The 23,422-nt window shown below is 71.4% G+C and carries 21 protein-coding genes and 1 riboswitch; of the genes, 10 read left to right on the top strand and 11 right to left on the bottom strand.

Going from position 1 to position 23,422, the window contains the following annotated elements; all coding sequences use genetic code 11:
- The first annotated feature begins 184 nt into the window (after window positions 1–184).
- Window positions 185–466, top strand: a complete 282-nt coding sequence (locus AOK22_RS03890; protein ID WP_055697115.1) for an HPr family phosphocarrier protein — start codon at window positions 185–187, stop codon at window positions 464–466.
- Between the two features lie 231 nt (window positions 467–697).
- Here the strand turns inward: AOK22_RS03890 and AOK22_RS03885 are convergent, their stop codons facing one another.
- The 4 genes from AOK22_RS03885 to AOK22_RS03870 all read right to left on the bottom strand — a co-directional run bounded on the left by AOK22_RS03885 (window position 698) and on the right by AOK22_RS03870 (window position 5,649).
- Complete coding sequence (locus AOK22_RS03885; protein ID WP_055697114.1) at window positions 698–1,384, bottom strand: GntR family transcriptional regulator; 687 nt, start codon at window positions 1,382–1,384, stop codon at window positions 698–700.
- Window positions 1,385–1,668: 284 nt separating this feature from the next.
- Window positions 1,669–2,472 (bottom strand): M23 family metallopeptidase, encoded by an 804-nt coding sequence (locus AOK22_RS03880; protein ID WP_055697113.1) that lies wholly within the window; start codon window positions 2,470–2,472, stop codon window positions 1,669–1,671.
- Window positions 2,473–2,484: 12 nt separating this feature from the next.
- Window positions 2,485–2,647, bottom strand: a riboswitch (cyclic di-AMP (ydaO/yuaA leader).
- A 243-nt stretch (window positions 2,648–2,890) separates the two neighbouring features.
- Window positions 2,891–4,276 (bottom strand): M16 family metallopeptidase, encoded by a 1,386-nt coding sequence (locus AOK22_RS03875; protein WP_055697112.1) that lies wholly within the window; start codon window positions 4,274–4,276, stop codon window positions 2,891–2,893.
- Window positions 4,273–5,649: a M16 family metallopeptidase gene (locus tag AOK22_RS03870; protein ID WP_063795190.1), complete on the bottom strand. Its 1,377-nt coding sequence runs from the start codon at window positions 5,647–5,649 to the stop codon at window positions 4,273–4,275. Before AOK22_RS03870 ends, AOK22_RS03875 begins: the two co-directional genes overlap by 4 nt.
- A 214-nt stretch (window positions 5,650–5,863) precedes the next feature.
- Here AOK22_RS03870 and AOK22_RS03865 point away from each other — a divergent pair, with 214 nt between their 5' ends.
- The gene (locus AOK22_RS03865) at window positions 5,864–8,317 is read left to right on the top strand and encodes a DNA gyrase/topoisomerase IV subunit A (RefSeq protein ID WP_055697110.1); all 2,454 of its coding nucleotides are present in this window, start codon (window positions 5,864–5,866) and stop codon (window positions 8,315–8,317) included.
- 5 nt (window positions 8,318–8,322) lie between these two features.
- Here AOK22_RS03865 and AOK22_RS03860 read toward each other — a convergent pair whose 3' ends face one another.
- Complete coding sequence (locus tag AOK22_RS03860; protein WP_482255550.1) at window positions 8,323–9,528, bottom strand: CobW family GTP-binding protein; 1,206 nt, start codon at window positions 9,526–9,528, stop codon at window positions 8,323–8,325.
- Between the two features lie 382 nt (window positions 9,529–9,910).
- Here AOK22_RS03860 and AOK22_RS03855 point away from each other — a divergent pair, with 382 nt between their 5' ends.
- The 4 genes from AOK22_RS03855 to AOK22_RS03840 all read left to right on the top strand — a co-directional run bounded on the left by AOK22_RS03855 (window position 9,911) and on the right by AOK22_RS03840 (window position 12,037).
- Window positions 9,911–10,405, top strand: a complete 495-nt coding sequence (locus AOK22_RS03855) for a DUF6082 family protein (protein WP_341845548.1) — start codon at window positions 9,911–9,913, stop codon at window positions 10,403–10,405.
- A gap of 205 nt (window positions 10,406–10,610) precedes the next feature.
- Window positions 10,611–10,847, top strand: a complete 237-nt coding sequence (locus AOK22_RS03850; RefSeq protein ID WP_055697107.1) for a hypothetical protein — start codon at window positions 10,611–10,613, stop codon at window positions 10,845–10,847.
- A gap of 105 nt (window positions 10,848–10,952) precedes the next feature.
- Window positions 10,953–11,657, top strand: coding sequence for a DUF6082 family protein (locus AOK22_RS03845; RefSeq protein ID WP_055697106.1), 705 nt, complete (start codon window positions 10,953–10,955; stop codon window positions 11,655–11,657).
- Window positions 11,658–11,791: 134 nt separating this feature from the next.
- Complete coding sequence (locus AOK22_RS03840) at window positions 11,792–12,037, top strand: hypothetical protein (protein WP_055697105.1); 246 nt, start codon at window positions 11,792–11,794, stop codon at window positions 12,035–12,037.
- 206 nt (window positions 12,038–12,243) lie between these two features.
- Here the strand turns inward: AOK22_RS03840 and AOK22_RS03835 are convergent, their stop codons facing one another.
- Window positions 12,244–13,434, bottom strand: a complete 1,191-nt coding sequence (locus AOK22_RS03835) for a citrate synthase/methylcitrate synthase (protein ID WP_055697104.1) — start codon at window positions 13,432–13,434, stop codon at window positions 12,244–12,246.
- Window positions 13,435–13,554: 120 nt separating this feature from the next.
- Between AOK22_RS03835 and AOK22_RS03830 the strand changes: the two genes are divergently transcribed.
- From AOK22_RS03830 to AOK22_RS03815, 4 genes are all read left to right on the top strand, one after another.
- A complete protein-coding gene (locus AOK22_RS03830) occupies window positions 13,555–14,826 on the top strand; it encodes a citrate synthase family protein (protein WP_055697103.1) in 1,272 nt (423 codons plus the stop codon).
- A 111-nt stretch (window positions 14,827–14,937) separates the two neighbouring features.
- Window positions 14,938–16,005 carry a sucrase ferredoxin gene (locus AOK22_RS03825; protein WP_079036323.1) on the top strand — a complete coding sequence of 356 codons (1,068 nt, stop codon included), beginning with the start codon at window positions 14,938–14,940 and terminating at the stop codon, window positions 16,003–16,005.
- Window positions 16,006–16,033: 28 nt separating this feature from the next.
- Entirely contained in the window at window positions 16,034–17,674 is a 1,641-nt protein-coding gene (locus tag AOK22_RS03820; protein ID WP_055697102.1) for an ATP-binding protein, read from the top strand.
- Window positions 17,671–18,348: a response regulator gene (locus tag AOK22_RS03815; protein ID WP_055697101.1), complete on the top strand. Its 678-nt coding sequence runs from the start codon at window positions 17,671–17,673 to the stop codon at window positions 18,346–18,348. The genes AOK22_RS03820 and AOK22_RS03815 overlap by 4 nt, the downstream gene beginning before the upstream one ends.
- Window positions 18,349–18,429: 81 nt before the next feature.
- Here AOK22_RS03815 and AOK22_RS03810 read toward each other — a convergent pair whose 3' ends face one another.
- The 5 genes from AOK22_RS03810 to AOK22_RS03790 all read right to left on the bottom strand — a co-directional run bounded on the left by AOK22_RS03810 (window position 18,430) and on the right by AOK22_RS03790 (window position 23,358).
- Complete coding sequence (locus AOK22_RS03810) at window positions 18,430–20,022, bottom strand: solute symporter family protein (RefSeq protein WP_055697100.1); 1,593 nt, start codon at window positions 20,020–20,022, stop codon at window positions 18,430–18,432.
- The gene (locus AOK22_RS03805; RefSeq protein ID WP_079036322.1) at window positions 20,019–20,573 is read right to left on the bottom strand and encodes a DUF485 domain-containing protein; all 555 of its coding nucleotides are present in this window, start codon (window positions 20,571–20,573) and stop codon (window positions 20,019–20,021) included. Before AOK22_RS03805 ends, AOK22_RS03810 begins: the two co-directional genes overlap by 4 nt.
- A gap of 111 nt (window positions 20,574–20,684) precedes the next feature.
- Window positions 20,685–21,293, bottom strand: a complete 609-nt coding sequence (locus AOK22_RS03800) for a response regulator (protein ID WP_237773248.1) — start codon at window positions 21,291–21,293, stop codon at window positions 20,685–20,687.
- 380 nt (window positions 21,294–21,673) lie between these two features.
- The gene (locus AOK22_RS03795) at window positions 21,674–22,819 is read right to left on the bottom strand and encodes a sensor histidine kinase (protein ID WP_055697098.1); all 1,146 of its coding nucleotides are present in this window, start codon (window positions 22,817–22,819) and stop codon (window positions 21,674–21,676) included.
- Entirely contained in the window at window positions 22,816–23,358 is a 543-nt protein-coding gene (locus tag AOK22_RS03790) for a DUF1453 domain-containing protein (RefSeq protein WP_055697097.1), read from the bottom strand. The genes AOK22_RS03795 and AOK22_RS03790 overlap by 4 nt, the downstream gene beginning before the upstream one ends.
- Between the last annotated feature and the right edge of the window lie 64 nt (window positions 23,359–23,422).

Here is a 23,422-nt window from a genome sequence, read left to right as displayed (position 1 = left end):
GTCGCGCGGCCGCCGGGGCCGGGGCAGGCTAGGACGGGTCGAACGGCGGCCGGGCGCGGGGCGTACGGCCGGGCGGCCATGGACTCACGTCCGGGCAGGTCCGGACGTGAGTCCGACGGAGCACCCGCGACGGCATGAGACACTGGTCTAGACAAGTGTGAGACACCTGGAAGGGCAGCAACACATGGCTGAGCGCCGCGTCAACGTCGGCTGGGCCGAGGGCCTTCACGCCCGACCCGCCTCCATCTTCGTCCGTGCGGCCACGGCCGCCGGCGTCCCCGTGACGATCGCCAAGGCCGACGGCAACCCGGTCAACGCCGCCTCGATGCTCGCGGTGCTCGGCCTGGGTGCCCAGGGCGGCGAGGAGGTCGTCCTGGCCTCCGACGCCGAGGGCGCGGACGCCGCGCTCGACCGTCTGGCGAAGCTGGTCGCGGAGGGGCTCGAGGAGCTTCCGGAGACGGTCTAGGACACGTTTCCCCGCAGAACGTCGAGGGGGTCGCCCGGAATTCCGGGCGACCCCCTCGACGTTTGCGCGCACGCGCGATGACGTAGCCGCACGGAATTCATCACCTTCGCGCACGAGGCTTCCACAATTACTCCGCGCGCGAAGATTACGCAATCACCGCCACATACGGCGCCTCCGCAATTGCTTTTACATGCGACGAACGCGCACCTCTCTTTGTATACGGCGCTCCCGTTAATTCGGGAGGCTCACCGTGTTTACGGCATGTTGCGAATCCCTCACCGGGATGCCCGGCCGCACGGGGCGCCACTGATGCGCCGCCGCCACGCGCTCGGCGTGCGCCGCGGTGAGCGTCCTGGCCCGCTCCGCGTCCCCGCGGGCCACCGCGTCGACGATCGCGGCGTGCTCGGCCCAGGACTCGGCCGGCGCCGCCGACGGCCGTACGACGTACATCCAGGCGATCTTGTGGCGGAGCTGGGTGAGCAGGGTACCGAGCCCGGCGCTGCCGGACGCCTGGGCGAGCGTCTCGTGGAACCAGCCGCCCAGGGACGCCAGATCCTCCCCCCGGCCGCTCCTGCACCGCTCCTGGCCCAGCCTGACGAGGCCGCGCAGGACCTTGAGGTGCGCCTCGGTGCGGCGCTGCGCGGCGCGGGCCGCGGCGAGCGGTTCGAGCAGCAGCCGGATCTCCAGGAGGTCGGCGGCCTCCTCCTCCGTCGGTTCGGCCACGCACGCGCCCGCGTGCCTGCGGGTGACGACGAAGCCCTCGGCCTCCAGGGTGCGCAGCGCCTCGCGCACGGGGACGCGGGAGACGCCGTAGCGGCGCGCGAGGAGGTCCTCGGTGAGGCGGCCGCCTCTTTCATACACACCGGACACAATGTCGTCCCGGATCGCCGTGCATACCGAATGCGCCGGAATGCGCATGACCGGACCTCCGCCTTAATCCCCGCGAAACGCGGTCGACCGACGCTCGTTCTGCGACTCTATTGCAGAGCGCCGCAATTTCCGACGGCGGGCGGGAATCCATGGATATCTTTTGGCCAAGAAGGCGGGGACGGGCAGGAAGGCCCGGAAGACGTGGAGTACACGAAGGTCCGGAAGGCGCCCCGGGCGGTGAACGGCGAAAGCCCCGGCTCGGGGCGAGCCGGGGCTTTCGAGGTGGTGCGGGGTGCGCCGCGTGGGCGCGAGGGCGCCGCGGGTCGCGTCGGTCAGACGTTGACGCCGTGCGAGCGCAGGTACGAGACCGGGTCGATGTCCGAGCCGTAGTCGGCGCCGGTGCGGGCCTCGAAGTGGAGGTGCGGGCCACTGGAGTTGCCGGTGGAGCCCGAGAGGCCTATCTGCTGACCCGGGGTGACCGTCTGGCCGACGGTGACGCTGAGGGACGACATGTGGCCGTATTGGGTGTACGTGCCGTCGTTCATCTTGATGACGACGTTGTTGCCGTAGGCGCCGCCCCAGCCGGCCTCGACGACGGTGCCGGAGCCGACCGCGTGGACCGTGGTGCCGGACGCGGCGTGGAAGTCGACGCCGGTGTGGCTGCCGGAGGACCACATGGCGCCTCCGGTCTGGTAGCCCGTGGAGACGTAGCTGCCGGAGATCGGGGAGACGTAGGTGTTCAGGCGCTTGCGCTCGGCCTCGCGGGCGGCGCGCTCCTTGGCCTCGCGCTCCTTCTTGGCCTTCGCCTTGGCCTCGGCCTCGGCCTTGCGCTTCTGCTCCGCCGCCTTCTTCTTGGCGGCCTCTTCGGCCTGCTCGGCGGCAGCGGCGTCGGCGGCCGCCTGCTTCTGCGCGACGGCCTGCGCGTCGACGCCCGCGGCGAGCGAGTCGCCCACGGAGACGGCCTGGGTGAGTCCGGTGTGCTCGACGGCCATGTCGTCGGGGGCGGCGAACGCCTGGCCCGCGAGGCCTCCGATGACGCCGGTGGTGGTGAGCGCCGCGACACCCGCGGCGTTCGCCGTGGTGCGCGTCAGTCGGCTCGGACGACGGTGCTTCCCGGTGGCACGGGTGAACGCCATGAAGCGGCTGGTCCTTTCCTTCCCTCTCGCCTACCGGGTTAGCTGACGGGTTCGGAGCAGGAAGGTCTCCTACGGATCCCTCGCCTCGCGGCAAGGTGTCCGATTCACCCCAAGGGACGTGTGGGTCCCCGGCTCCCCTGGCTCGCGCCGTACGGGGACTCGGCGATGACTGTCCGGTGTCGCGGATGCGACGTACTGCGTGACGGACAGCCGGACCGACGCTAAACGGGGCATCTTTCGATCGACAAACAGAACCGGTGTTTTGTAGCGCACGCCACACACCAGACAGGCAACCTCCATATGAATTCGGACATATGAGGACCCCGGCGGCCGAAACGGTCGCCGGGGTCACGAAATGTCCTGACTGTCCGGCGGTCCGCCTCCCGGGCACCCGGGGGCCGGACCGTCTGACGGTCACTCAGCCGGTGACGACCGTCACCTCGCCGATCCCGAGCGCCTTGACGGGCTCCTCGATCTGCGCGGCGTCGCCGACCAGGACCGTCACCAGACGGTCCTCCGGGAAGGCGTTCACGACGGCGGCGGTGGCCTCCACGGTGCCCGTGGTGGCCAACTGCTGGTACAGGCGCGCCTGGAAGTCGTCCGGCAGGTGCTGCTCGACCTGGTCGGCGAGCGTGGCCGCCACGGAGGCGGCCATCTCGAACTTCAGCGGGGCGACGCCCACGAGGTTCTGCACGGCCACGTCGCGCTCGGCGTCCGTGAGGCCCTCGGCGGCGAGGGTGCGCAGGACCTTCCAGAGGTCGTCGAGGGCCGGGCCGGTGTTCGGCGTGTCCACCGAGCCGCTGATGCCGAGCATGGCGGCGCCCGATCCGTCCGGCGCCGAACGCAGCACCTGGCCGAACGCCCGTACGCCGTAGGTGTATCCCTTCTCCTCGCGCAGGACGCGGTCCAGGCGGGAGGTGAGGGTGCCGCCCAGGCAGTACGTGCCGAGGACCTGGGCGGGCCACACGCGGTCGTGCCGGTCCGCGCCGATGCGGCCGATCAGCAGCTGCGTCTGGACGGCGCCGGGGCGGTCCACGATGACGACGCGGCCGTGGTCGTCGGCGGTCACCGGCGGCACCGGGCGCGGCTCGGCCGCGGAGCCCGTCCAGGCGCCGACGGTGTCCGCGAGGACGGCGTCCAGGTCGGTGCCCGTGAGGTCGCCGACCACGACGAGCGTGGCCGTGGCGGGCCGCACGTGCTTCTCGTAGAAGGCGCGCACGGCCGCCGAGTCGATGGCGGTGACCGTCTCCTCGGTGCCCTGGCGCGGCCGCGACATGCGCGCGGAGGCGGGGAAGAGCTGCCGGAAGAGCTCCTTGGCGGCGCGGCGCGCCGGGTTGGCGGCCTCGTGCGGGATCTCGTCCAGGCGGTTGCGTACGAGGCGCTCGACCTCGCTGTCGTCGAAGGCCGGGGCCCGCAGGGCGTCGGCGACCAGGCCGAGCGCCTTCGGCAGGCGGGATACGGGCACTTCGAGGGAGACGCGGACGCCGGGGTGGTCGGCGTGCGCGTCGAAGGTGGCGCCGCAGCGGTCGAGCTCGGCGGCGAACTCCTCCGCGGAGTGCTTGTCGGTGCCTTCGGAGAGAGCCCTCGCCATGATGGTGGCGACGCCGTCCAGGCCCTCCGGCTCGGCGTCCAGCGGCGCCTCCAGGTGGATCTCGACGGCGACGACCTGCTGGCCGGGGCGGTGGCAGCGCAGCACGGTGAGGCCGTTGGCGAGCGCGCCGCGCTCGGGCGCGGGGAAGGCCCACGGCCGGGCCGGGCCGGCCTGCGGCTGGGGGTGGAACTGCATCGTCGCGGCCTCGGTCACTTCGCCGCCTCCTCTTCCTGTGCGCTCGCGTCGGCGGCGGATGCGGTCTCGTCGGTGTCGGCCTCGTCGGCGGTCACGGGCTCGTACACGAGCACCGCGCGGTTGTCCGGGCGCAGGCAGGCGGCCGCGACCTCCTTGACCTCTTCCGCGGTGACGTCGAGGACGCGCCGCACGGCGGTGAGGGCGAGCTGCGGGTCGCCGAACAGGACGGCGTACCGGCACAGTTCGTCGGCGCGGCCCGCGACCGTGCCGAGGCGGTCGAGCCACTCGCGCTCCAGCTGCGCCTGCGCGCGCTCCATCTCCTCCGCGGTGGGGCCCTCCTCGGCGAAGCGGGCGAGCTCCTCGTCGACGGCGGCCTCGATGACGGGCACCTCGACGTCGCCGGAGGTCTTCACGTCCAGCCAGCCGAGCGACGGCGCGCCGGCCAGGCGCAGCAGGCCGAACCCGGCGGCGACGGCGGTGCGGTCGCGGCGCACGAGCCGGTTGTACAGCCGGGAGGACTCGCCGCTGCCGAGGACGGTCAGGGCCAGGTCGGCGGCGTCGCACGCGCGCGTGCCGTCGTGCGGGAGGCGGTAGGCGGACATCAGGGCGCGGGCCGGGACGTCCTCCTCGACGACCTCGCGCAGCTGCTCGCCGATGCGCTCGGGCAGGGCGCCGTCGCGCGGCGGCTGCTTTCCGTCGTGCGAGGGGATCGACCCGAAGTACTTCTCGACCCAGGCGAGCGTCTGCTCCGGGTCGATGTCGCCGACGACCGACAGGACGGCGTTGTTGGGCGCGTAGTACGTGCGGAAGAAGTGCCGCGCGTCTTCCAGGGTGGCCGCGTCCAGGTCGGCCATCGAGCCGATCGGCGTGTGGTGGTAGGGGTGCCCCTCCGGGTACGCGAGGGCGACCAGCTTCTCGAACGCCGTGCCGTAGGGCACGTTGTCGTAGCGCTGGCGGCGCTCGTTCTTCACCACGTCCCGCTGGTTCTCCATCGACTCGTCGTCGAGCGCGGAGAGCAGCGAGCCCATGCGGTCGGCCTCGAGCCACAGGGCCAGCTCCAACTGGTGGGCCGGCATGGTCTCGAAGTAGTTGGTGCGCTCGAAGCTCGTCGTGCCGTTCAGCGAGCCGCCCGCTCCCTGGACCAGCTCGAAGTGGCCATTGCCGTGCACCTGCTGCGAGCCCTGGAACATGAGGTGCTCGAAGAGGTGGGCGAGGCCGGTACGGCCCTTGACCTCGTGGCGCGAGCCGACGTCGTACCAGAGGCAGACCGCGGCGACCGGGGTCAGATGGTCCTCCGAGAGCACCACCCGCAGGCCGTTGGCCAGCCGGTGCTCGGTCGCTGTCAGGCCGCCGGAGCCGGCCTCGGCCGTGGCCGTGTGACCCATGGGCATGTACGTCCCTTCGATCGCTGCTTTTCAGAACTTTCCTGCCAGTCCTGCCACTGTATGCAAGCGTGCTGACACCTGACGAAGTTCCCGGTCCGCCCTCGGCGTAGTCGCGGGTGACAGCGCCGTGGCACGGGTCGTGGTCGGCGTTGTCAGTGGGACGGTCCACAATGGTCGGCGTCAGATCCCGCACTTGCCTGGTGAAGGAGCCGCAGCAGCGATGGCCCGCCGCAGCACGAAGACCCCGCCGCCCGACGACTCGTACGAGGAGAAGATCCTCGACATCGACGTCGTCGACGAGATGCAGGGCTCCTTCCTCGAGTACGCGTATTCGGTCATCTACTCCCGTGCCCTGCCGGACGCGCGCGACGGCATGAAGCCCGTGCAGCGCCGGATCGTGTACCAGATGAACGAGATGGGCCTGCGCCCCGACCGCGGCTACGTGAAGTGTGCCCGCGTCGTCGGCGAGGTCATGGGTAAGTTGCACCCCCACGGCGACGCGTCGATCTACGACGCGCTGGTCCGTATGGCCCAGCCCTTCTCCATGCGCCTGCCGATGGTCGACGGCCACGGCAACTTCGGCTCGCTGGGCAACGACGACCCGCCGGCCGCCATGCGGTACACCGAGTGCCGGATGGCCGACGCCACCTCCCTGATGACGGAGTCGATCGACGAGGACACGGTCGACTTCACGCCGAACTACGACGGCCAGGAGATGGAGCCGTCCGCCCTCCCGGCCGCGTACCCGAACCTCCTGGTGAACGGCTCGTCGGGCATCGCGGTCGGCATGGCGACGAACATGGCGCCGCACAACCTCGGCGAGGTCATCGCCGCCGCCCGCCACCTCATCAAGCACCCGGGGGCCGACCTCGAGACGCTGATGAAGTTCGTGCCGGGCCCCGACCTGCCCACGGGCGGCCGGATCGTCGGCCTGAGCGGCATCAGGGACGCGTACGAATCGGGCCGCGGCACCTTCAAGACCCGCGCCACGGTCTCCGTGGAGAACGTGACGCCGCGCCGCAAGGGCCTCGTCGTCACCGAACTGCCCTTCACGGTCGGCCCCGAGAAGGTCATCTCCAAGATCAAGGACCTGGTCGGCTCGAAGAAGCTGCAGGGCATCGCCGACGTCAAGGACCTCACCGACCGCGCGCACGGCCTGCGCCTGGTCATCGAGATCAAGAACGGCTTCGTCCCCGAGGCCGTCCTGGAGCAGCTCTACAAGCTGACGCCGATGGAGGAGTCCTTCGGCATCAACAATGTGGCACTGGTGGACGGCCAGCCCCTGACGCTCGGCCTCAAGGAGCTCCTGGAGGTCTACCTCGACCACCGGTTCAACGTGGTGCGCCGCCGCAGCGAGTTCCGCCGGGGCAAGAAGCGCGACCGCTTGCACCTGGTCGAGGGCCTCCTGGTCGCCCTCCTGGACATCGACGAGGTCATCCGCCTCATCCGCTCCAGCGAGAACTCCGCGCAGGCCAAGGAGCGCCTGATGGAGCGCTTCTCGCTGAGCGACGTCCAGACGCAGTACATCCTGGACACCCCGCTGCGCCGTCTGACCAAGTACGACCGCATCGAGCTGGAGTCCGAGCGCGACAAGCTCAACGGCGAGATCGACGAGCTGACCGGCATCCTGGAGTCGGACGCCGAGCTGCGCAAGCTGGTCTCCTCCGAACTGGCCGCCGTGGCGAAGAAGTTCGGCACCGACCGGCGCACGGTGCTCCTGGAGTCCTCCGGCACCGCGGCCACCGCGGTCCCCCTCCAGGTCGCGGACGACCCGTGCCGGGTGCTCCTGTCCTCGACGGGCCTGCTGGCCCGCACGGCGAACGGCGAGCCCTTCGCCGACGGCGACACCAAGCGCGTCAAGCACGACGTGATCGTCTCCGCGGTGCCGGCGACGGCGCGCGGCGAGGTCGGCGCGGTCACCTCCGAGGGACGGCTGCTGCGCCTCTCCGTAGTGGACCTTCCGCAGCTCCCGGAGACGGCGGGCGCGCCCAACCTCTCCGGAGGGGCACCCGTTTCGGAGCTGCTCTCCCTGGAGGGCGACGAGACGCTGATCTGTCTGATGACGCTCGACGAGTCGTCCCCGGGGCTCGCGCTCGGCACCGCGCAGGGCGTCGTCAAGCGCGTGGTCCCCGACTATCCGTCCAACAAGGAGGAGTTGGAGGTCATCACCCTCAAGGACGGCGACCGGATCGTCGGCGCGGCCGAGCTGCGCACCGGCGAGGAGGACCTCGTCTTCATCACGGACGACGCCCAGCTGCTGCGCTATCAGGCCTCGCAGGTACGCCCGCAGGGCCGTCCGGCGGGCGGCATGGCGGGCATCAAGCTCGCCGACGGCGCGAAGGTCATCTCCTTCACCGCGGTGGACCCGGCGACGGACGGGGTCGTCTTCACGGTGGCGGGCTCGCGCGGCACGCTGGACGACTCGGTGCAGACGACCGCCAAGCTCACGCCGTTCGACCAGTACCCGCGCAAGGGGCGTGCCACCGGTGGTGTGCGGGTCCAGCGGTTCCTGAAGGGCGAGGACTGTCTGAGCTTCGCCTGGGCGGGCCCGACGCCGCCGCACGCGGCGCAGCGCAACGGCACGCCGGCCGAGCTCCCGGAGGTCGACCCGCGCCGTGACGGCTCGGGCGTCTCCCTCAAGAAGCCGGTGGCGGCGGTGGCGGGTCCGGTGTAGCCGGCTCAGTCCTCCGGCTGAAGGTCCTGGAGTTCTTGGACCTCCTGGACCTCCTGGACCTCCTGGACCTCCTGGACCTCCTGGACGTACCGCAGGACGCCCCACATGCCGTGCTCATCGGCCTGTGGGGCGTTCTCACGACAGGCCTGGAGCCCCTTCTCCAGGGCGGGTACGTCGATGCCCGCCCCGATGAGCACGAGCTGCGTCAGCCGCGGCTCGCCCGGACCCCAGGGCTCCGGATAGAAGCGCAGGAACCGCCCGACGGCGTGCACCTCGTACCGGTTCTTCGGGTCGGCCGGGCCGAAGTCGACGTACCCCTTGATGCGGTAGAGCCCCTCGGGCCTGCTGTCCAGGAAGGCCATCAAGGGGCGGGGGCCCAGGGGCGCTTCGGAGGTGAAGGAGAGGCTTTCGTAGGCGGAGTGCAGGTGGCCGTGGCCACCTCCGGAGTGCGGGTGTCCGTGGCTGCCTTCGGAGTGCGCGTCGTGGCTGCCCTCGCAGTGCGGGTGATCGCAAGAGCCGCGGCCGCTCCCACCGTCCTCGTCCTCCCCCTCACCCGCGCCACCGTCCTCACGCAGGTCCTCGAACGACAACTGCCCGATCCGCTCCCCCACGGGCTTGCGGTCGAGGATCATCTCCACGTCCACGCGCCCGTACGAGGCGGGCACCACGGCCGCCCGGTCCGTCAGCCCGGCGACCACCCCGAGAACCCGCTCGTACTCCGCCGGGGCCACCCGGTCGGCCTTGTTGACCACGACGAGATCGGCGATGCCCAGATGCCGGTCCAGCTCGGGGTGCCGCTCCCTGGTGGTGTCGAACTCGGCGGCGTCGACGACCTCGACGAGCCCTCCGTAGACGATGTGCGCGTTCTCGCTGGCGAGCAGCATCTTCACGAGCTCCTGCGGCTCGGCGAGCCCGCTCGCCTCGATGACGATGACGTCGATCCCGGCGGCGGGCCGGGCGAGCCGCTCCAGGTACTCGTCGAGTTCGCTCGCGTCCACGGCACAGCAGAGACAGCCGTTGCCCAGGGAGACGGTCGAGTCGCCGAGCTGCCCCGCGACCGACATGGCGTCGATCTCGATGGACCCGAAGTCGTTGACGATCGCACCGATCCGGGTGCCGCCGCTGCGGTGCAGCAGATGGTTGAGCAGGGTCGTCTTGCCAGAACCCAGGAAGCCGGCGAGGACGACGACCGGGATCTGCTGCTTGTTCACGTGGACCTCTCGTGCCGACATTCGTACGGAAACCGGGCGGATCCCGTACGACGATGGAAGACCGCCCCAGGATAGGTGTGCGTAGTCGGGCCACGAAGTGAACGATTGTTAGCGGCGCTCGCGGGGCACACATCTGGCACGGCGCCGGGATGTGCGACCGCCGCTTCCTTCCGTGCGCCTCCTCTCCGCCTCCCCCGCCGATCAGAGCCGCTCGGCACCCTGGGAGGCGGCAAGCGCACCGCCCACCGCTCGCCGGTCCGCTCCCTGTCGACCCGCGCCCGACGACCGGCGGACGGTCGCCGATTCGGGGGTTGACATGGCCACACAGAACTGTTGGACACGGGGGGTGGGCCCTGCCGCGGCGGCGGGCCTGGCCTTGACCGTGGGCACCGTCGGTGCCCTCATCAACCAGCAACACCAGCTCAAGAAGTTGCGGCTGCGGATCTACCGATACGAGCAGACGGACCGGAGCGAACAGCAGCGGCACATCGACCTCGCCAACCAGCAGCGCCTCCAGTGGGAACTGTTGAGCAAGGCGATGGAGGATCCCGCGCTGGCCGCCGTGCTCGACACCTACGAGGGTTCCGTCCCGCCCGCGAAGCACCGCCAGTTCCTCTTCGCCAACGCCCTCTACACCAACGCCCTGCTGGCCTACCGCATCGGCAACGTCAGCCGGGCGGAGCTCTTCGGCCACCTGCGCGGGACACTCCAGAACCCCATCTTCCGCGAGTACTGGGAGGCCACGAGGCCTGCCCGGGCAAGCCTCGGAGAGGACTCCGTCGAGGCCCGAATAGGCAGGATGGTCGACGAGTTGGTCCACGACCTGGACGAGGCCGACACAGAGGAATGGTGGGTCGTAGGCACGCCACCGGAATGACGGACGAGGTCATCGCCCGGTACGACGGAACAGCCGGCCGGGCCGGTGCGCGGGGCCGAGACGTCACAGGCGGAGCCGAGGCATCACGAGTGGATGTAGTTCTCCTGTGAATCCGACTTTTGTCGCTGCATCAGCGGAATATCCCCTCACGTCACCAGTACCCTTCCGCCGACCCATCCGCTGCATTCACAGGACCGGGATCCCTTTGAAGATCGTGCGCCGCATCGGTGCGTCCCCCCGTCAACGGGGCAGCCTCTCCGGGCAGAACTGCCCCGACGTCTTCGAGTTGTCCGACGGCAGCTTCGCCGTCATCGGCACAGATCAGACCGAGCTGCTGGAACCAGAGCTGCCGTCCGACGCCGCACGAGCCGACTACGAACGCATCGTCGTCGTCACCCGAGAAACGTTGATCCGGGCCAAGGCCGACATTCCCGACAGCTAGCAATGCAGTGACCGTTCTGCGGTACGGACGCCGTCCGTACCGCAGTGCGCCTTCCAGCGACGAACAGGGCGGCTACGCCCATGGCGTGGCCGGAGGAGGCACACCGTGACACCACCCAGCAGCAGGTCCCGCGGCGCGGCGATATGGAGCGGCGCGGCCCTGGCCTCGCTCGCCGCCATCTCCGCGACTCCCTTCCTTCTCGACGGCCTCGCGCCGCACGGGATGGACTGGAACCGCCTCAGCGACATCAGCCAGACGTACGGCGCCCTGTCCGCGATCTTCTCCGCCGCCGCCCTGGTGGGCATCGTGCTCTCCATCGCGCACCAAGCGCGACAGACCCGCATACAGCACGAAGAGGCCCACCGGTCCGCGCACCGCGAGCTCACCCTGCTCACCTTGAACGACCCCGCGTTCCTGGTCTGCTGGGAGCCGCCCAACACGCCGGTCACACAGGAGCGTTGGCGCCAGCTCCTCGTGAGCAACCTGATCGTCAGCATGTGGAGCACCGACTTCAAGCTGAACCTGTGCGACGAGCCCACGATCCGGTCCACGCTGCTGGACTACTTCCGCGGCGAGGTCGGCCGCGCCTACTGGGCGAACAGCGCACCGTCCTGGCACCGGCTCACGGAGTCGGGCGCCGACCGCCGGCTCTGCCGTTTCGTGCGGATCGCCGACGAGGCGTACGCCGCCGCCGTGTCCACGGGGCCGCCCGTGCCGTCCACCGCGTACTTCGTGGAGCCGACCCCGCCTCCTCCGGCCGCGCCTCGCCCGGCCGCGCCCCCTCCGGCCGCGCCGCCCGGCGCCTCCTGAGGGCCTTCCTCCGGCGACGGCCCGCAGACGTGCCCGCCTGTCGGCACATCAGAGCGCAGGTTGGCTCATTCTCGCCTGTCCTCTTGGGTGATATTGGCGAAATCGCGCCCTCGACAGATGGGAACCTACCGCTCGTGACGACACCAGACATCACCCGCCGCATCGGCGCCTCCCCTCGTCAGCGCGGCAGCCTCGACGGCAATACGTGCCCCGACATCTTTGAGCTCAGTGATGGCTCTTTCGCTGTCATCGGAGCCGACAGGACAGCCGCACTTGACAGCAAGCTCCCGTCCGACGCCGGGCGTTCGAGTGAAGAACGGATCGTGGTCATCACCCGCGAGACGCTACTTCGCGCCAAGATCGACATCCCTGATGTCTGACCGATGAGTCACCCTCCGGCAAGCACGCCGCCTCGCGCGGGCGATCTGGAGCTCGACATATCCACCACCAGGGCCTGGCCACCTCACGAGGGGCCAGGCCCGCCCGCTGTTCGAACCTCGCCTGCCTGCCGTCAGACCTCTCCCGCCTGGCGTCAGACCTGTCCCGCAGGCTGTCGGCTCTCTCTCTCTCCCCCCCCCGCAGGCCGTCAGACCTCTTGCGACACCGCCCCAGGCGGTACCGGAACCGGCGCCGCCGCCCCCACGTACCGCGCCGCCGGACGAATGATCTTCGAATCCCGCGCCTGTTCCAGGATGTTGGCGCTCCAGCCGACCACCCGCGCCGAGGCGAACGTCGGCGTGAACATCTCGCGCGGCAGACCGCACAGCTCCATGACCACGCCGGCGTAGAACTCCACGTTCGTGTGCAGCTCCCGCCCCGGCTTCAGCTCCGCCAGGATCGCCTCGACGCGCCCCTCGACCTCGACCGCGAACTCCACCATGTCGCCGCCGAACCGCCGGGCGATGTCCCGCAGCATGCGCGACCGCGGGTCCTCGGTGCGGTAGACGGGGTGCCCGAAGCCCATGATGCGGTCGCCCGCCAGGACGCGCTCCCGGATCCAGCCGTCGATGCGCTCGGGCGTACCGATCGCGTCGAGCGTGTCCAGGGCCCGGCTCGGCGCCCCGCCGTGCAGCGGACCCGACAGCGCGCCGACCGCACCCACCAGACAGCCCGCCACGTCCGCGCCCGTCGAGGTGATGACCCGCGCAGTGAACGTTGACGCGTTGAACCCGTGGTCAATGGTCGAGATCAAGTACTGCTCGATCGCCCGCGCACGCGCGGCGTCCGGCTCCGAACCGGTCAACATGTACAGGTAGTTGGCGGCGTACGACAGGTCGTCGCGCGGCTCGACGGGGTCGAGGCCCTGGCCGAGCCGGTACAGCGCGGTGAGCAGCGTCGGCACCACGGCGGACGCGGCGAGCGCGTCCTCGCGGCGCCGGTCGTCGTCGATGTCGTACACCGGACGGAAGCCCTTCGACGCCCCGAAGAGCGACAGGGCCGTGCGCAGCCCGGAGAGCGGCCCCGACAGCACACTGGCGCGCGCGATGGCGGGCAGCGCGTCGCGCACCTCGTCGGGCAGATGCCGCAGCCGCGCGGACCGCGCGGCGAAGGCGGCGCTCCGCCCGGCGTCCGGCAGCCCGCCGTGGAACATCAGATGCCATACGTCCTCGAAGCTGCGGCTCTGGGCGAGCTCGACGGCCGAGTACTGGCGGTAGTGGTAGAAGCCCTCGTATCCCCGGACGTCGCCGAGTTCGGTCTCGGTGACGACGACGCCCGCGAGTCCTCGTGGGACCTGGACGGGCTCGGTGGGGGTGGCGGCGGAGCCATTGATCGGCATGTTCTTCCTCGACTTCCTCCCTGGACTTGATTCGACTGTCCATGCTTGACTGAAGCTCTGTCAATATTGATTGAATCAACATGACGATCCACTCATCGCGATGCGGATACGGTGGCGCCCATGACGGAGCAAGGAACCACGCACGACGGCCGACGGCTGAGCACTAAGGAAGCCGCCGAGCTGCTCGGCGTGAAGCCCGAGACCGTGTACGCGTACGTGAGCCGCGGCCAGCTCAGCAGCCGCCGCGGCCCGGGGTCACGGGGCAGCACGTTCGACGCGAAGGAGGTCGAGGCGCTGGCCCGCAGGAACCGGCGGGAGCCCGCCGCGTCGACATCGGCCGACGAACTCTCCGTACGCACCCGCATCACGCTCATCGACAAGGACCGCTACTACTACCGCGGGGTCGACGCGGCGGAACTCGCCCTGGCGCACTCCTACGAAGAGGTCGCCGAGTGGCTGTGGACCGGCGTCCTGCGCCCCGGCGTCGCCTTCACCGCCCCCAAGGAGACCGTCTCCGCGGCCCGCCGCGCCGTCGGCGCGCTGCCCGAGCACAGCGGCCCGACCGACCGGCTGCGCGTCGCGGCCATCTCCGCCGCGACCGCCGACCCGCTCCGCTTCGACCTCTCCGAAGAGGCGGTCATCGGCACCGCGCGCACACTGATCCCCACACTCGTCACCGCGCTTCCGCCGGTCCTGCGCGGCCACCGGGACGAGGGCCCGCTGGCCCGCCGCCTGTGGGCCCGGCTCACCGGCAGGGAACCCGACGAGGCCTCGCTGCGCGCGCTGGACACGGCCCTCGCACTCCTCGTCGACCACGACCTCGCCGCGTCGACGCTCGCCGTACGGGTCGCCGCGTCGGCGCGCTCCCATCCCTACGCCGCGGTGTCGGCGGGGCTCGGCGTCCTGGAGGGCCCGCTGCACGGAGCGGCCAGCGCCCTCGCCCACCGCATGCTCCTCGACGTGCTCGACCGGGGCAGCGCCACCCCCGTGGTGGCCGACGAGCTCCGCGCGGGCCGCCGCGTCCCAGGCCTCGGCCACCGCCTCTACCCGGGCGAGGACCCGCGCGCACAGACCCTGTTCGGCCTCCTGGAAGTGATCCCGAAGGCCGGGCCCGCCCTCGCCGCGGCCTGCGACGTGGTGGCCACGACCGCCCGCCACACGGACCTGCACGCCAACGTCGACCTCGCCCTCGCCGTCCTCACCGCCTCCTCCGGGATGCCCGCGGAGGCCGGCGAGACGATCTTCGCCGTGGCCCGCACGGCGGGCTGGATCGCCCACGCCCTGGAGGAGTACGAGGAACGGCCGCTGCGCATGCGCCCCAGCGGCCAGTACGTGGGACTGTGCCCGCCCCAGCCCCTGCCCACCACGGCGGACACCTCGCACGAGGCATGAAACAGCCGTGACCCGTGAGGCGCGAAATGGCCGCGACGTGTGAGGCGTGAAATGGCCGTGCCCTGTGAGGCGCGAAATGGCCGGGAAGAGGCGCGGGTTAGGCTCACCTGCGTGAGTACGTGCGCGACCGCCTCGCGGGACCTGGACGAGCCTCTCGCGGGGACCGCGGCCACCGCCAGGACATGGCTTCTGCTGGAACAGTCCGGCCCCTGGGGCGCCAAGGCGTTGACCTCCAGCCACCTCGACCCGGAGGTCGGCCGCGCCCTGGAGGCCGCGGCCGAGGGGACCGGCGTACGCGTCGCGCTCATCCGCCGCCCCGGCCGTCACGCGGACTGCCACACGCCGACCCGCCACCAGGTGTACGTGGCGCACACCGTGCCCGGCAGCACCTGGCTGCGCGGCGCGGTGACCGACGACCCGCGTGAACTGCTGGACCTCGACTTCGCAGCCCTAGGCGCGGGCGACCACGGCGGCTTCGGCACCCCGCACACGGGCGCGCCGCTCGCGCTCGTGTGCACCAACGGCAAGCGCGACCGCTGCTGCGCCCTGCTCGGCAGGCCCCTCGCCGCCGAGCTCGCCGACGCCGGTGAGGAGGGTGCCTGGGAAATCACTCATCTGGGTGGCCACCGCTTCTCGCCGACGCTGCTCGTGCTGCCGTACGGATACGCGTACGGCCGGACCGGCGCCCGCGCCGTCAAGGAGATCCTCGAAGCCGTCCGCGCGGATCGCGTCGTCACCGAGGGCTGCCGGGGCGTCTCCGCGTGGGACCGCCCCGGCCAGGCCGCGGAGCTGGCGGTGCGCGAGGCGACGGGCGAGGACGCCGCCGGGGCCCTGAGCGTCGTCCGCGCGGACGGCGCGGCCCCGACCTGGGAGGTGACCGTCGCCCACACCGACGGCCGCCGTTGGCGGGTCACCGTCGCGCAGGGCACCTCGCTGCCGCCCCGCCCCGAGAGCTGCGGCGCGGCACTCGGGTCCCCGGCACGGATGGACGTGGTGGCGGTGCGCGGCCTTCCGGAGGAGAGCGCCGACGGTCCCGACGGGGGCGAGGGCGGGCAGAGCCGGGGCGAGGGCGGGCAAGGCAGCGGCAGGCCCGGCGCGGAGCCCGACGGGCAGGGCAGCGGCAAGCCAGGCGCGGAGCCCGACGGGCAGGAGATCCGCGCCACAGTGACTTCGGAGTAGACCGCCCGCGGCCGTACCGTTCGTACACATGAGCCCGACCTCCCCCGCGCGACGCCTGCGCCTCGGCCTGCCACGGCGCGTGTTCTCGCAGGTGCTCCTGATGCAGCTGGCGATCGCCGCCGGGGTCGCGGTGCTCGCCACGGGCCTCTTCCTCGCGCCGCTGAGCGACCAGCTCGACGACCAGGCCATGCGCCGCGCGCTGGCCATCGCCCAGACGACGGCCGCCCAGCCGCGTATCGCGGCGGACCTGAAGACCTCGCGGCCCACGGCCGACGGGCCGGTGCAGACGGCGGCCGAACGGATCCGGCGGGCCAGCGGCGCCGAGTACGTCGTGATCATGAACAAGGACGGGGTGCGCTGGTCCCACACCGACCGCGACCAGATCGGCAAGGTCGTCTCGACGGATCCCAGCGACGCGCTCGCGGGCCGCGACGTCATGGAGATCGACAACGGCACGCTGGGCCGCTCGGCGCGCGGCAAGGTGCCGCTGCGGGACGCGGGCGGGGACATCGTGGGCGCCGTCTCCGTGGGCATCGAGTACGACAGCGTGCGGGACCGCCTGATCCACTCCATCCCGGGGCTGCTCGCCTACGCGGGCGGTGCGCTCGCCGTCGGTGCGCTGGCCGCGTATCTGATCTCCCGCAGGGTGCAGCGACAGACCCGTGATCTGGCCTTCTCCGACATCTCCGCCCTGCTGGCGGAGCGCGAGGCCATGCTGCACGGCATCCGCGAGGGAGTCGTCGCCCTGGACCGCGGCGGCCGGATCCGGCTGCTCAACGACGAGGCGCAGCGCCTCCTGGGCCTCGGCACGGAGGTGATCGGGCAGCCGCTCGACGAGGCGCTCGGCCCGGGACGTACGACCGATGTCCTGGCCGGCCGGGTCACCGGCACGGACCTGCTGACCGTGCGCGGACAGCGCGTCCTGGTCGCCAACCGCATGCCCACCGACGACGGAGGCGCCGTCGCCACCCTGCGCGACCGCACGGAGCTGGAGCAGCTCGGCCGCGAACTCGACTCCACGCGCGGTCTCATCGACGCCCTGCGCGCCCAGGACCACGAGCACGCCAACCGCATGCACACGCTTCTCGGCCTGCTCGAACTGGAGATGTACGAGGAGGCCGCGGAGTTCGTCGGCGAGGTGGCGGGCGCGCACCGCGTGACCGCCGAGCAGATCACCGAGAAGATCCGGGACCCGCTGCTCGCGGCCCTGCTGGTCGGCAAGGCCACGGTCGCGGCGGAGCGCGGCGTGGCCCTGTCCGTGCCGCGCGACACCGCGCTGCCCGACCGGCTCGTCGACCCGAGCGGCCTCGTCACGATCGTCGGCAACCTCGTCGACAATGCCCTCGACGCCGCCGCGGGCACCCGCCACGCGCGCGTGGAGGTCGCTGTGCGCACCGAGGAACGTGCCGTGATCCTCCGGGTGCGCGACACCGGCCCCGGAGTCCCCGCCGAGCGACGCGAGACGATCTTCACCGAGGGCTGGACCACGAAGGAGCCGCCGGCCCACGGCAAGCGCGGCATCGGCCTCGCCCTGGTCCGCCGGCTCGCCGAGCGACAGGGCGGCAGCGCGGAGGTCGGCGAAGCACCCGACGGGGGCGCGGAGTTCACCGTCGCCCTGCCGGAAGCACTGACCGAGCCGGAACTCACCGTCACGGAGGAGGCACGGTGATCGACGTCCTGGTCGTGGACGACGACCCCCGGGTCGCGGACGTCAACGCCGCCTACGTGGAGAAGATCCCCGGCTTCCGGGTGACGGCCAAGGCCCACAACGCCGCCGAGGCGCTGCGCCTCGTCGAGGACGTCCCCGTCGACCTGGTGCTGCTGGATCACTATCTGCCGGACGAGACGGGTCTTTCGGTCGTCCGTACGTTGCGTGAGCGCGGCCACCAGACCGACGTGATCATGGTGACCGCCGCGCGCGATGTCGCCACGGTCCAGGCGGCGATGCGGCACGGCGCGCTCCAGTACCTGGTCAAGCCGTTCTCGTTTGCCGGTCTGCGCGCCAAGCTCGACGCGTACGCGACCCTGCGCCGCACCCTGGACGGCGGCGGCGAGGCCGAACAGGCCGAGGTCGACCGGATCTTCGGCGCCCTCTCGGCGACTCCGGCACCGGAGCTGCCCAAGGGCCACTCCCCCACGACGGCGGAGCTGGTGCGCCGGGCGCTGATGGCCGCGGACGGGCCGCTCTCCGCCCAGGAGCTGGCGGACCGCACACGGTTGAGCCGACAGACGGCACAGCGCTATCTGAAGCTCCTGGAGCGCACGGGCCGGGTCAGGCTGAGCCTCAAGTACGGCGACACGGGCCGCCCCGAGCACCGCTACGAGTGGGCGGCCAGCGCCTGACCGGCCACCGCACCCGGCACCCGGCACCCGGCACCCGGCACCCGGCACCCGGCACCCGGCACCCGGCACCCGGGGGAATCGTTACACCGCGCCGGCGCCGGTGAGCGAACGCACCTCCGTCTCCGCATGCTTGGCCTCGTCCGCCTCCTCGCGCGAAGTCACCGTGCCGAGCCAGCCCGCGAGGAAGCCCAACGGAATCGAGACGAGGCCCGGGTTCTCCAGGGGGAAGTACTGGAAGTCCACTCCGGGGAACAAGGAGCTCGGCCCTCCGGAGACCACGGGTGACAGGAGCACCAGCGCGAGCGCGGGCAGCAGTCCGCCGTACACCGACCACACCGCACCGCGCGTGGTGAAGTTCCGCCAGAACAGCGAGTAGAGCAGCACCGGCAGGTTGGCGGACGCGGCCACCGCGAAGGCGAGGCCCACCAGGAACGCCACATTGAGATCCTGTGCCAGCAGCCCGAGGCCGATCGCGACCACACCGACCCCGGCCGCGGCGATGCGCGCCACCGCCACCTCGCTGCGCGGCTTCGCGTCCCTGCGCCGCAACGACGCGTACAGGTCGTGGGCCACGGACGCCGACGAGGCGAGCGTGATGCCCGCGACCACGGCGAGGATCGTCGCGAAGGCGATGGCGGCGACGACCGCGAACAGAACCGTTCCCCCGGTGGAGTCCGGGCCGCCTCCCAGATCGAGCGCGAGCAGCGGAACCGCCGTGTTCCCCGCGGCGTTCGAACCCCGCACCGCGTCGGATCCCACGATCGCGGCCGCGCCGAACCCGAGCACGATCGTCATCAGGTAGAAGCCGCCGATGAGCCCGATGGACCAGACGACCGAGCGACGGGCGGCCCGCGCGGTCGGCACGGTGTAGAAGCGGGAGAGGATGTGCGGCAGCCCCGCGGTGCCGAGCACGAGCGCGAGCCCGAGGCTGATGAAGTCGAGCCGCGCGGTCCAGTCGCCGCCGTACTTCAGTCCGGGCGCGAGGAACCTCTCACCGTGACCGCTGCGATCGGCCGCCGTCCGCAGCAACTGGTCGAAGTCCCCGTGGAAGCGCACCAGAACGAGCACGGTCAGCGCGATCGCACCGCCCATCAGCAGGACCGCCTTGACGATCTGGATCCACGTGGTGGCCCGCATCCCTCCCAACGACACATAGATCACCATGAGCGCGCCGACGCCGATCACCGTCCAGGTCTGCGCCACCCCGTTCGTCCCCCCGAGCAGCAGCGCCACCAGCGAGCCCGCACCCACCATCTGCGCCACCAGATAAAGAACGGACACGGTCACCGAGGACGTTCCCGCCGCGATCCGTACGGGACGCTCCTTCATCCGCGCGGCGACCACGTCGGCGAGCGTGAACCGCCCGCAGTTGCGCACCAGTTCCGCCACGAGGAACAGCACGACGAGCCAGGCGACGAGGAACCCCACCGAGTAGAGCAGCCCGTCGTACCCGAAGAGCGCGATCAGCCCCGAGATACCGAGGAAGGAGGCGGCCGACATGTAGTCGCCCGCGATGGCGAAACCGTTCTCCATGGGGGAGAAGAGCCGCCCTCCCGCATAGAACTCCTCCGCCGAACCGTGCCTCTTCCGACTCGCCCACGTGGTGATCGCGAGCGTGACGGCCACGAATACCCCGAACAGCAGCAGAGCCAGGGACTGGTGGTCTCCCCTCATCGCCCCTCCCCCCGCTCCCGCACCGCGCCGGGCCCTCGCCGCTTCTCCTGCTCCTGCTCCCTCTCCTGCTCGAACACGGCCCAGCGCAGCTCCATCGCCGCCCTGTCCCGACGCAACCGCGCATGCCGCGAGTACGCCCAGGTCAGCAGGAACGTCGTGAGGAACTGTCCGAGCCCCGCCACCATCGCCACATTCACGGCTCCGGCGACGGGCCGCGCCATCAGCCCCGGCGCCGCCGTCGCGGTCACGACGTACGCCACGTACCAGGTGAAGAAGACGGCGACCGCCGGCACCACGAATCTCCGGTACCGCCGGCGCACCTCCTGGAAGGCGGCGCTGCGCTGCACCTCCAGGTAGATGTCCGCCGCACTCGCGCCCCGCTGTCGGCCCCCGTCCCGGGGCGCCACCACCGAAGCCGTGGCGCCCGCGCCGTCCACCTCGCCCCAGCCGGCGGCGAACGCGTCGTACCAGGGGTCTCTCAGCTCACCGGGGCGATCCCGGCCGGCCTCGCCCCGGCCCGGCGCCGCAGCGGGGCCGTCGTGCTTCTCCACCGAACTCTCCTTAGTCCGCAGCCCTGTTCGGCCACGTGCCCAAGGATGGACAGAACGGAAAGATCCCCAACTCTTCTCCCCACGCTCTTCACCCCATCAGGTGAAGGCTCATCAGGCACGGCGGCCTCCTGGGGGCTTGGCGATCCCGTGCTGGTAGGCGTAACGCACCGCCTGCGCACGGTCCTTGAGCCCCGCCTTCGCGAAGAGATTGTTGATGTGCGTCTTCACCGTCGCGGTGGAGACCTGAAGCGTCCGGGCGATCTCGTGGTTGCTCATCCCCTCGGCGATCAGGGCGAGCACCTCGGTCTCCCGTCCGGTGAGGCCGTCGGGCGGCTCCGGAGCGGAGACGGGCTCAGGCTCCGACAGCCGCTCGAGAAGCCGCCGTTGGATCTTCGGAGACAGCCCCGCGTCCCCCGAGAGCACGTCCTCGACGGCCCGCACGATCTCGTCCCCGCCGGCGTCCTTGGTCAGATACCCCCGCGCACCCGCCTTGAGCGCCGGGAACAGCGAATCGTCGTCGGCGTAGGTGGTGAGCACCACGACCTGCGTCCCCGGATACTGGGCGCGGATCCGTCGCGTGGCCTCCGCGCCGTCGCATCGGGGCATGCGCAGGTCCATCAGGACCACGTCCGGGGAGAGTTCACCGACCAGACGGACAGCCTCCTCCCCGTCACCCCCGGAACCCACGACCTCGATCCCGGGCAGCAGCCCCAGCAGCATCACGATCCCCTCGCGCACCACGGTCTGATCGTCGATCACGACCACCCGCGCGGGTGGCTTGCCACCGCCCCCGCCGGCCGCGCCCTTGGGGTCACGTCCGTCGACCGTCTCGGCACCGCACGCCTTGCCGGACGCCCCTGAACCACCTTGTCCCTCGGACCTCTCCGGGCTGCCCCCCTGATCGGATCTCCGCAGGCTGCCGCCACCTTCGGATCTCTCCGGGCCGCCGCCCACCGAGCCGTCCCGTCTCTCCACCTCGGGCCTGACCGGCCTGCCCCCTTCAGGCCTGACCTTCCCGGCCTTCGCGCCCCCGCCCGCCGTGTCACCCACGAACCTCATCACCCCGTCACCCGCGGCCCTCACGGCGCCGTCGTCCCTCGTCATCCCGGCACCCTCAACGTCACCACGAAGCCCTCCTCGCCCGGCCCCGCCTCCAGGGACCCGCCCAGCAACTCGGCGCGCTCCCGCATGCCGAGCAGACCGTACCCGCCTCCGGACGCGGCCAGTTCCCCCGGCGAGCTCCCTCCCGAATCCCTTACGTCGAGCCTCACTTCACCCTCCCCGTACTGAAGGCACACCTGCACCTTCGCGCCCGGCGCGTGCTTGCGCACGTTCGTCAGGGCCTCCTGCGCCACCCTGCGCACCGCCTGGGACGCCTCGGCCGGCAAGGCCCGCCGCTCCCCCGTCACGGTCACCGCCGCGCGGTCCGCGCTGACCAGCTCCCGCAGGAAGTCCTCGACCGGTGTCATCTCCCCACGCAGCGCGGACAGCGCCTGCCTGGTCTCGGCGAGCCCCTCTCTCGCCATGGACCGCGCCGCCACGACTCGGTCCAGGACCTGCTCCTTGGTCGCGTCCCTCTCGATCAGCAGCCGGGCCGCCTCCAGGTGGACGAGCTGCGCGGAGAGGCTGTGCGCGAGCACGTCGTGGATCTCACGGGCGATCCGGGCCCGCTCGGCCAGTGCGGCCGACTCCGCCTCCGCAGCGCGCGCGGCCCGCTCCTGGGCGAGCAGACGATGGGCACTGCCCCGCGCCTCGGCGTCCAGCCGCAGGGTGTACCCGGCGAGGATCAGGCCGACAACGGTGAGCCCCGTGACGAGCCAGCTGTCGTTGATGTACGCGACGTATCCGGTCATCGCGGCGGCGACGCACGGCACGCACGCGGCGAGCGGCAACCGCTCCAGGGCGGATACGGCCGAGCCGCACCACAGCACCATGGCGAGCATCCGCCAGCCGCCGAACTCCGCGGCGAACGCCGCCCCCATGAGCAGCGCCATCAGCCCCAGGGAGGGCCACAGCCGATGGCCGTACGAGACACGGAAGAACGCCCATCCCACGAACGTGACGGCCAGGACCATGAGCACTCCGGCCGCCAGGCGCCAGCCGCGGTCCGCGTGGAACGCGTCCCACAGCAGGCAGGCGAGGACCACCACGCGCACGACTCTGACGAACCACAGCCGGGCCAGGCTCAGCCCCGCCCAGGTCAGCGCCTCCCGGGAGGGCCATCTCGTCCAGGTTTCCCACGTCACACGGGGTCCTTCCGCATCGGCTCGTACGCCGCGTCGCCCACACCGTACGTCGAGTGCCCGGCCGCCCCGCCGATACCCATGCCCGTCGTGGTCCTGGTCCGGAGCAGGAGCAGACCGCTGCGGACCAGCAGGGTGGCCGCGAGAGCCAGCATCAGCGCGGCGCTTCCCTGCCGCACGTGCAGCAGCTCGCCGACGCCGAACAGAGCGGCCCGCAGGCCGATCCCGACGCCCCAGACGACCGCGGTGGCCTTGGTGCCCTTGCTCCATGCCGTGCCGTCCCGCTCGGTCCACACGTGCGAGGTGCGCGCCCAGCCGACTCCCATGGCCAGCCCCACGAGCAGTTCGACGGCGAGCAGGGCCACTGATGACGCCTCGTGCCCGGGGTCGATCAGATCGGGCTCGCGCACGGACATGAAGATCAGCACCGCCGGTATCACCCACCAGCTCCTGTCCGTGCTGATCTGCTGTGGCTTGAACTGACGGACGACCACGAGCACCACGACGGCGCAGATCACCAGTGCGTTGGTGAACCCGGACATGTCAGCCTCCGTACGGCGAGCAGGAACCAGGCCGATCCGGGGAGGATCGACGCCTTCGACGCTA

The sequence above is a fragment of the Streptomyces silaceus genome (assembly GCF_001419745.1).
Lineage (GTDB): Bacteria > Actinomycetota > Actinomycetes > Streptomycetales > Streptomycetaceae > Streptomyces > Streptomyces silaceus.
Note: the sequence above shows the minus strand (reverse complement) of the source record. Positions and strands in the feature narration are given on the sequence as shown.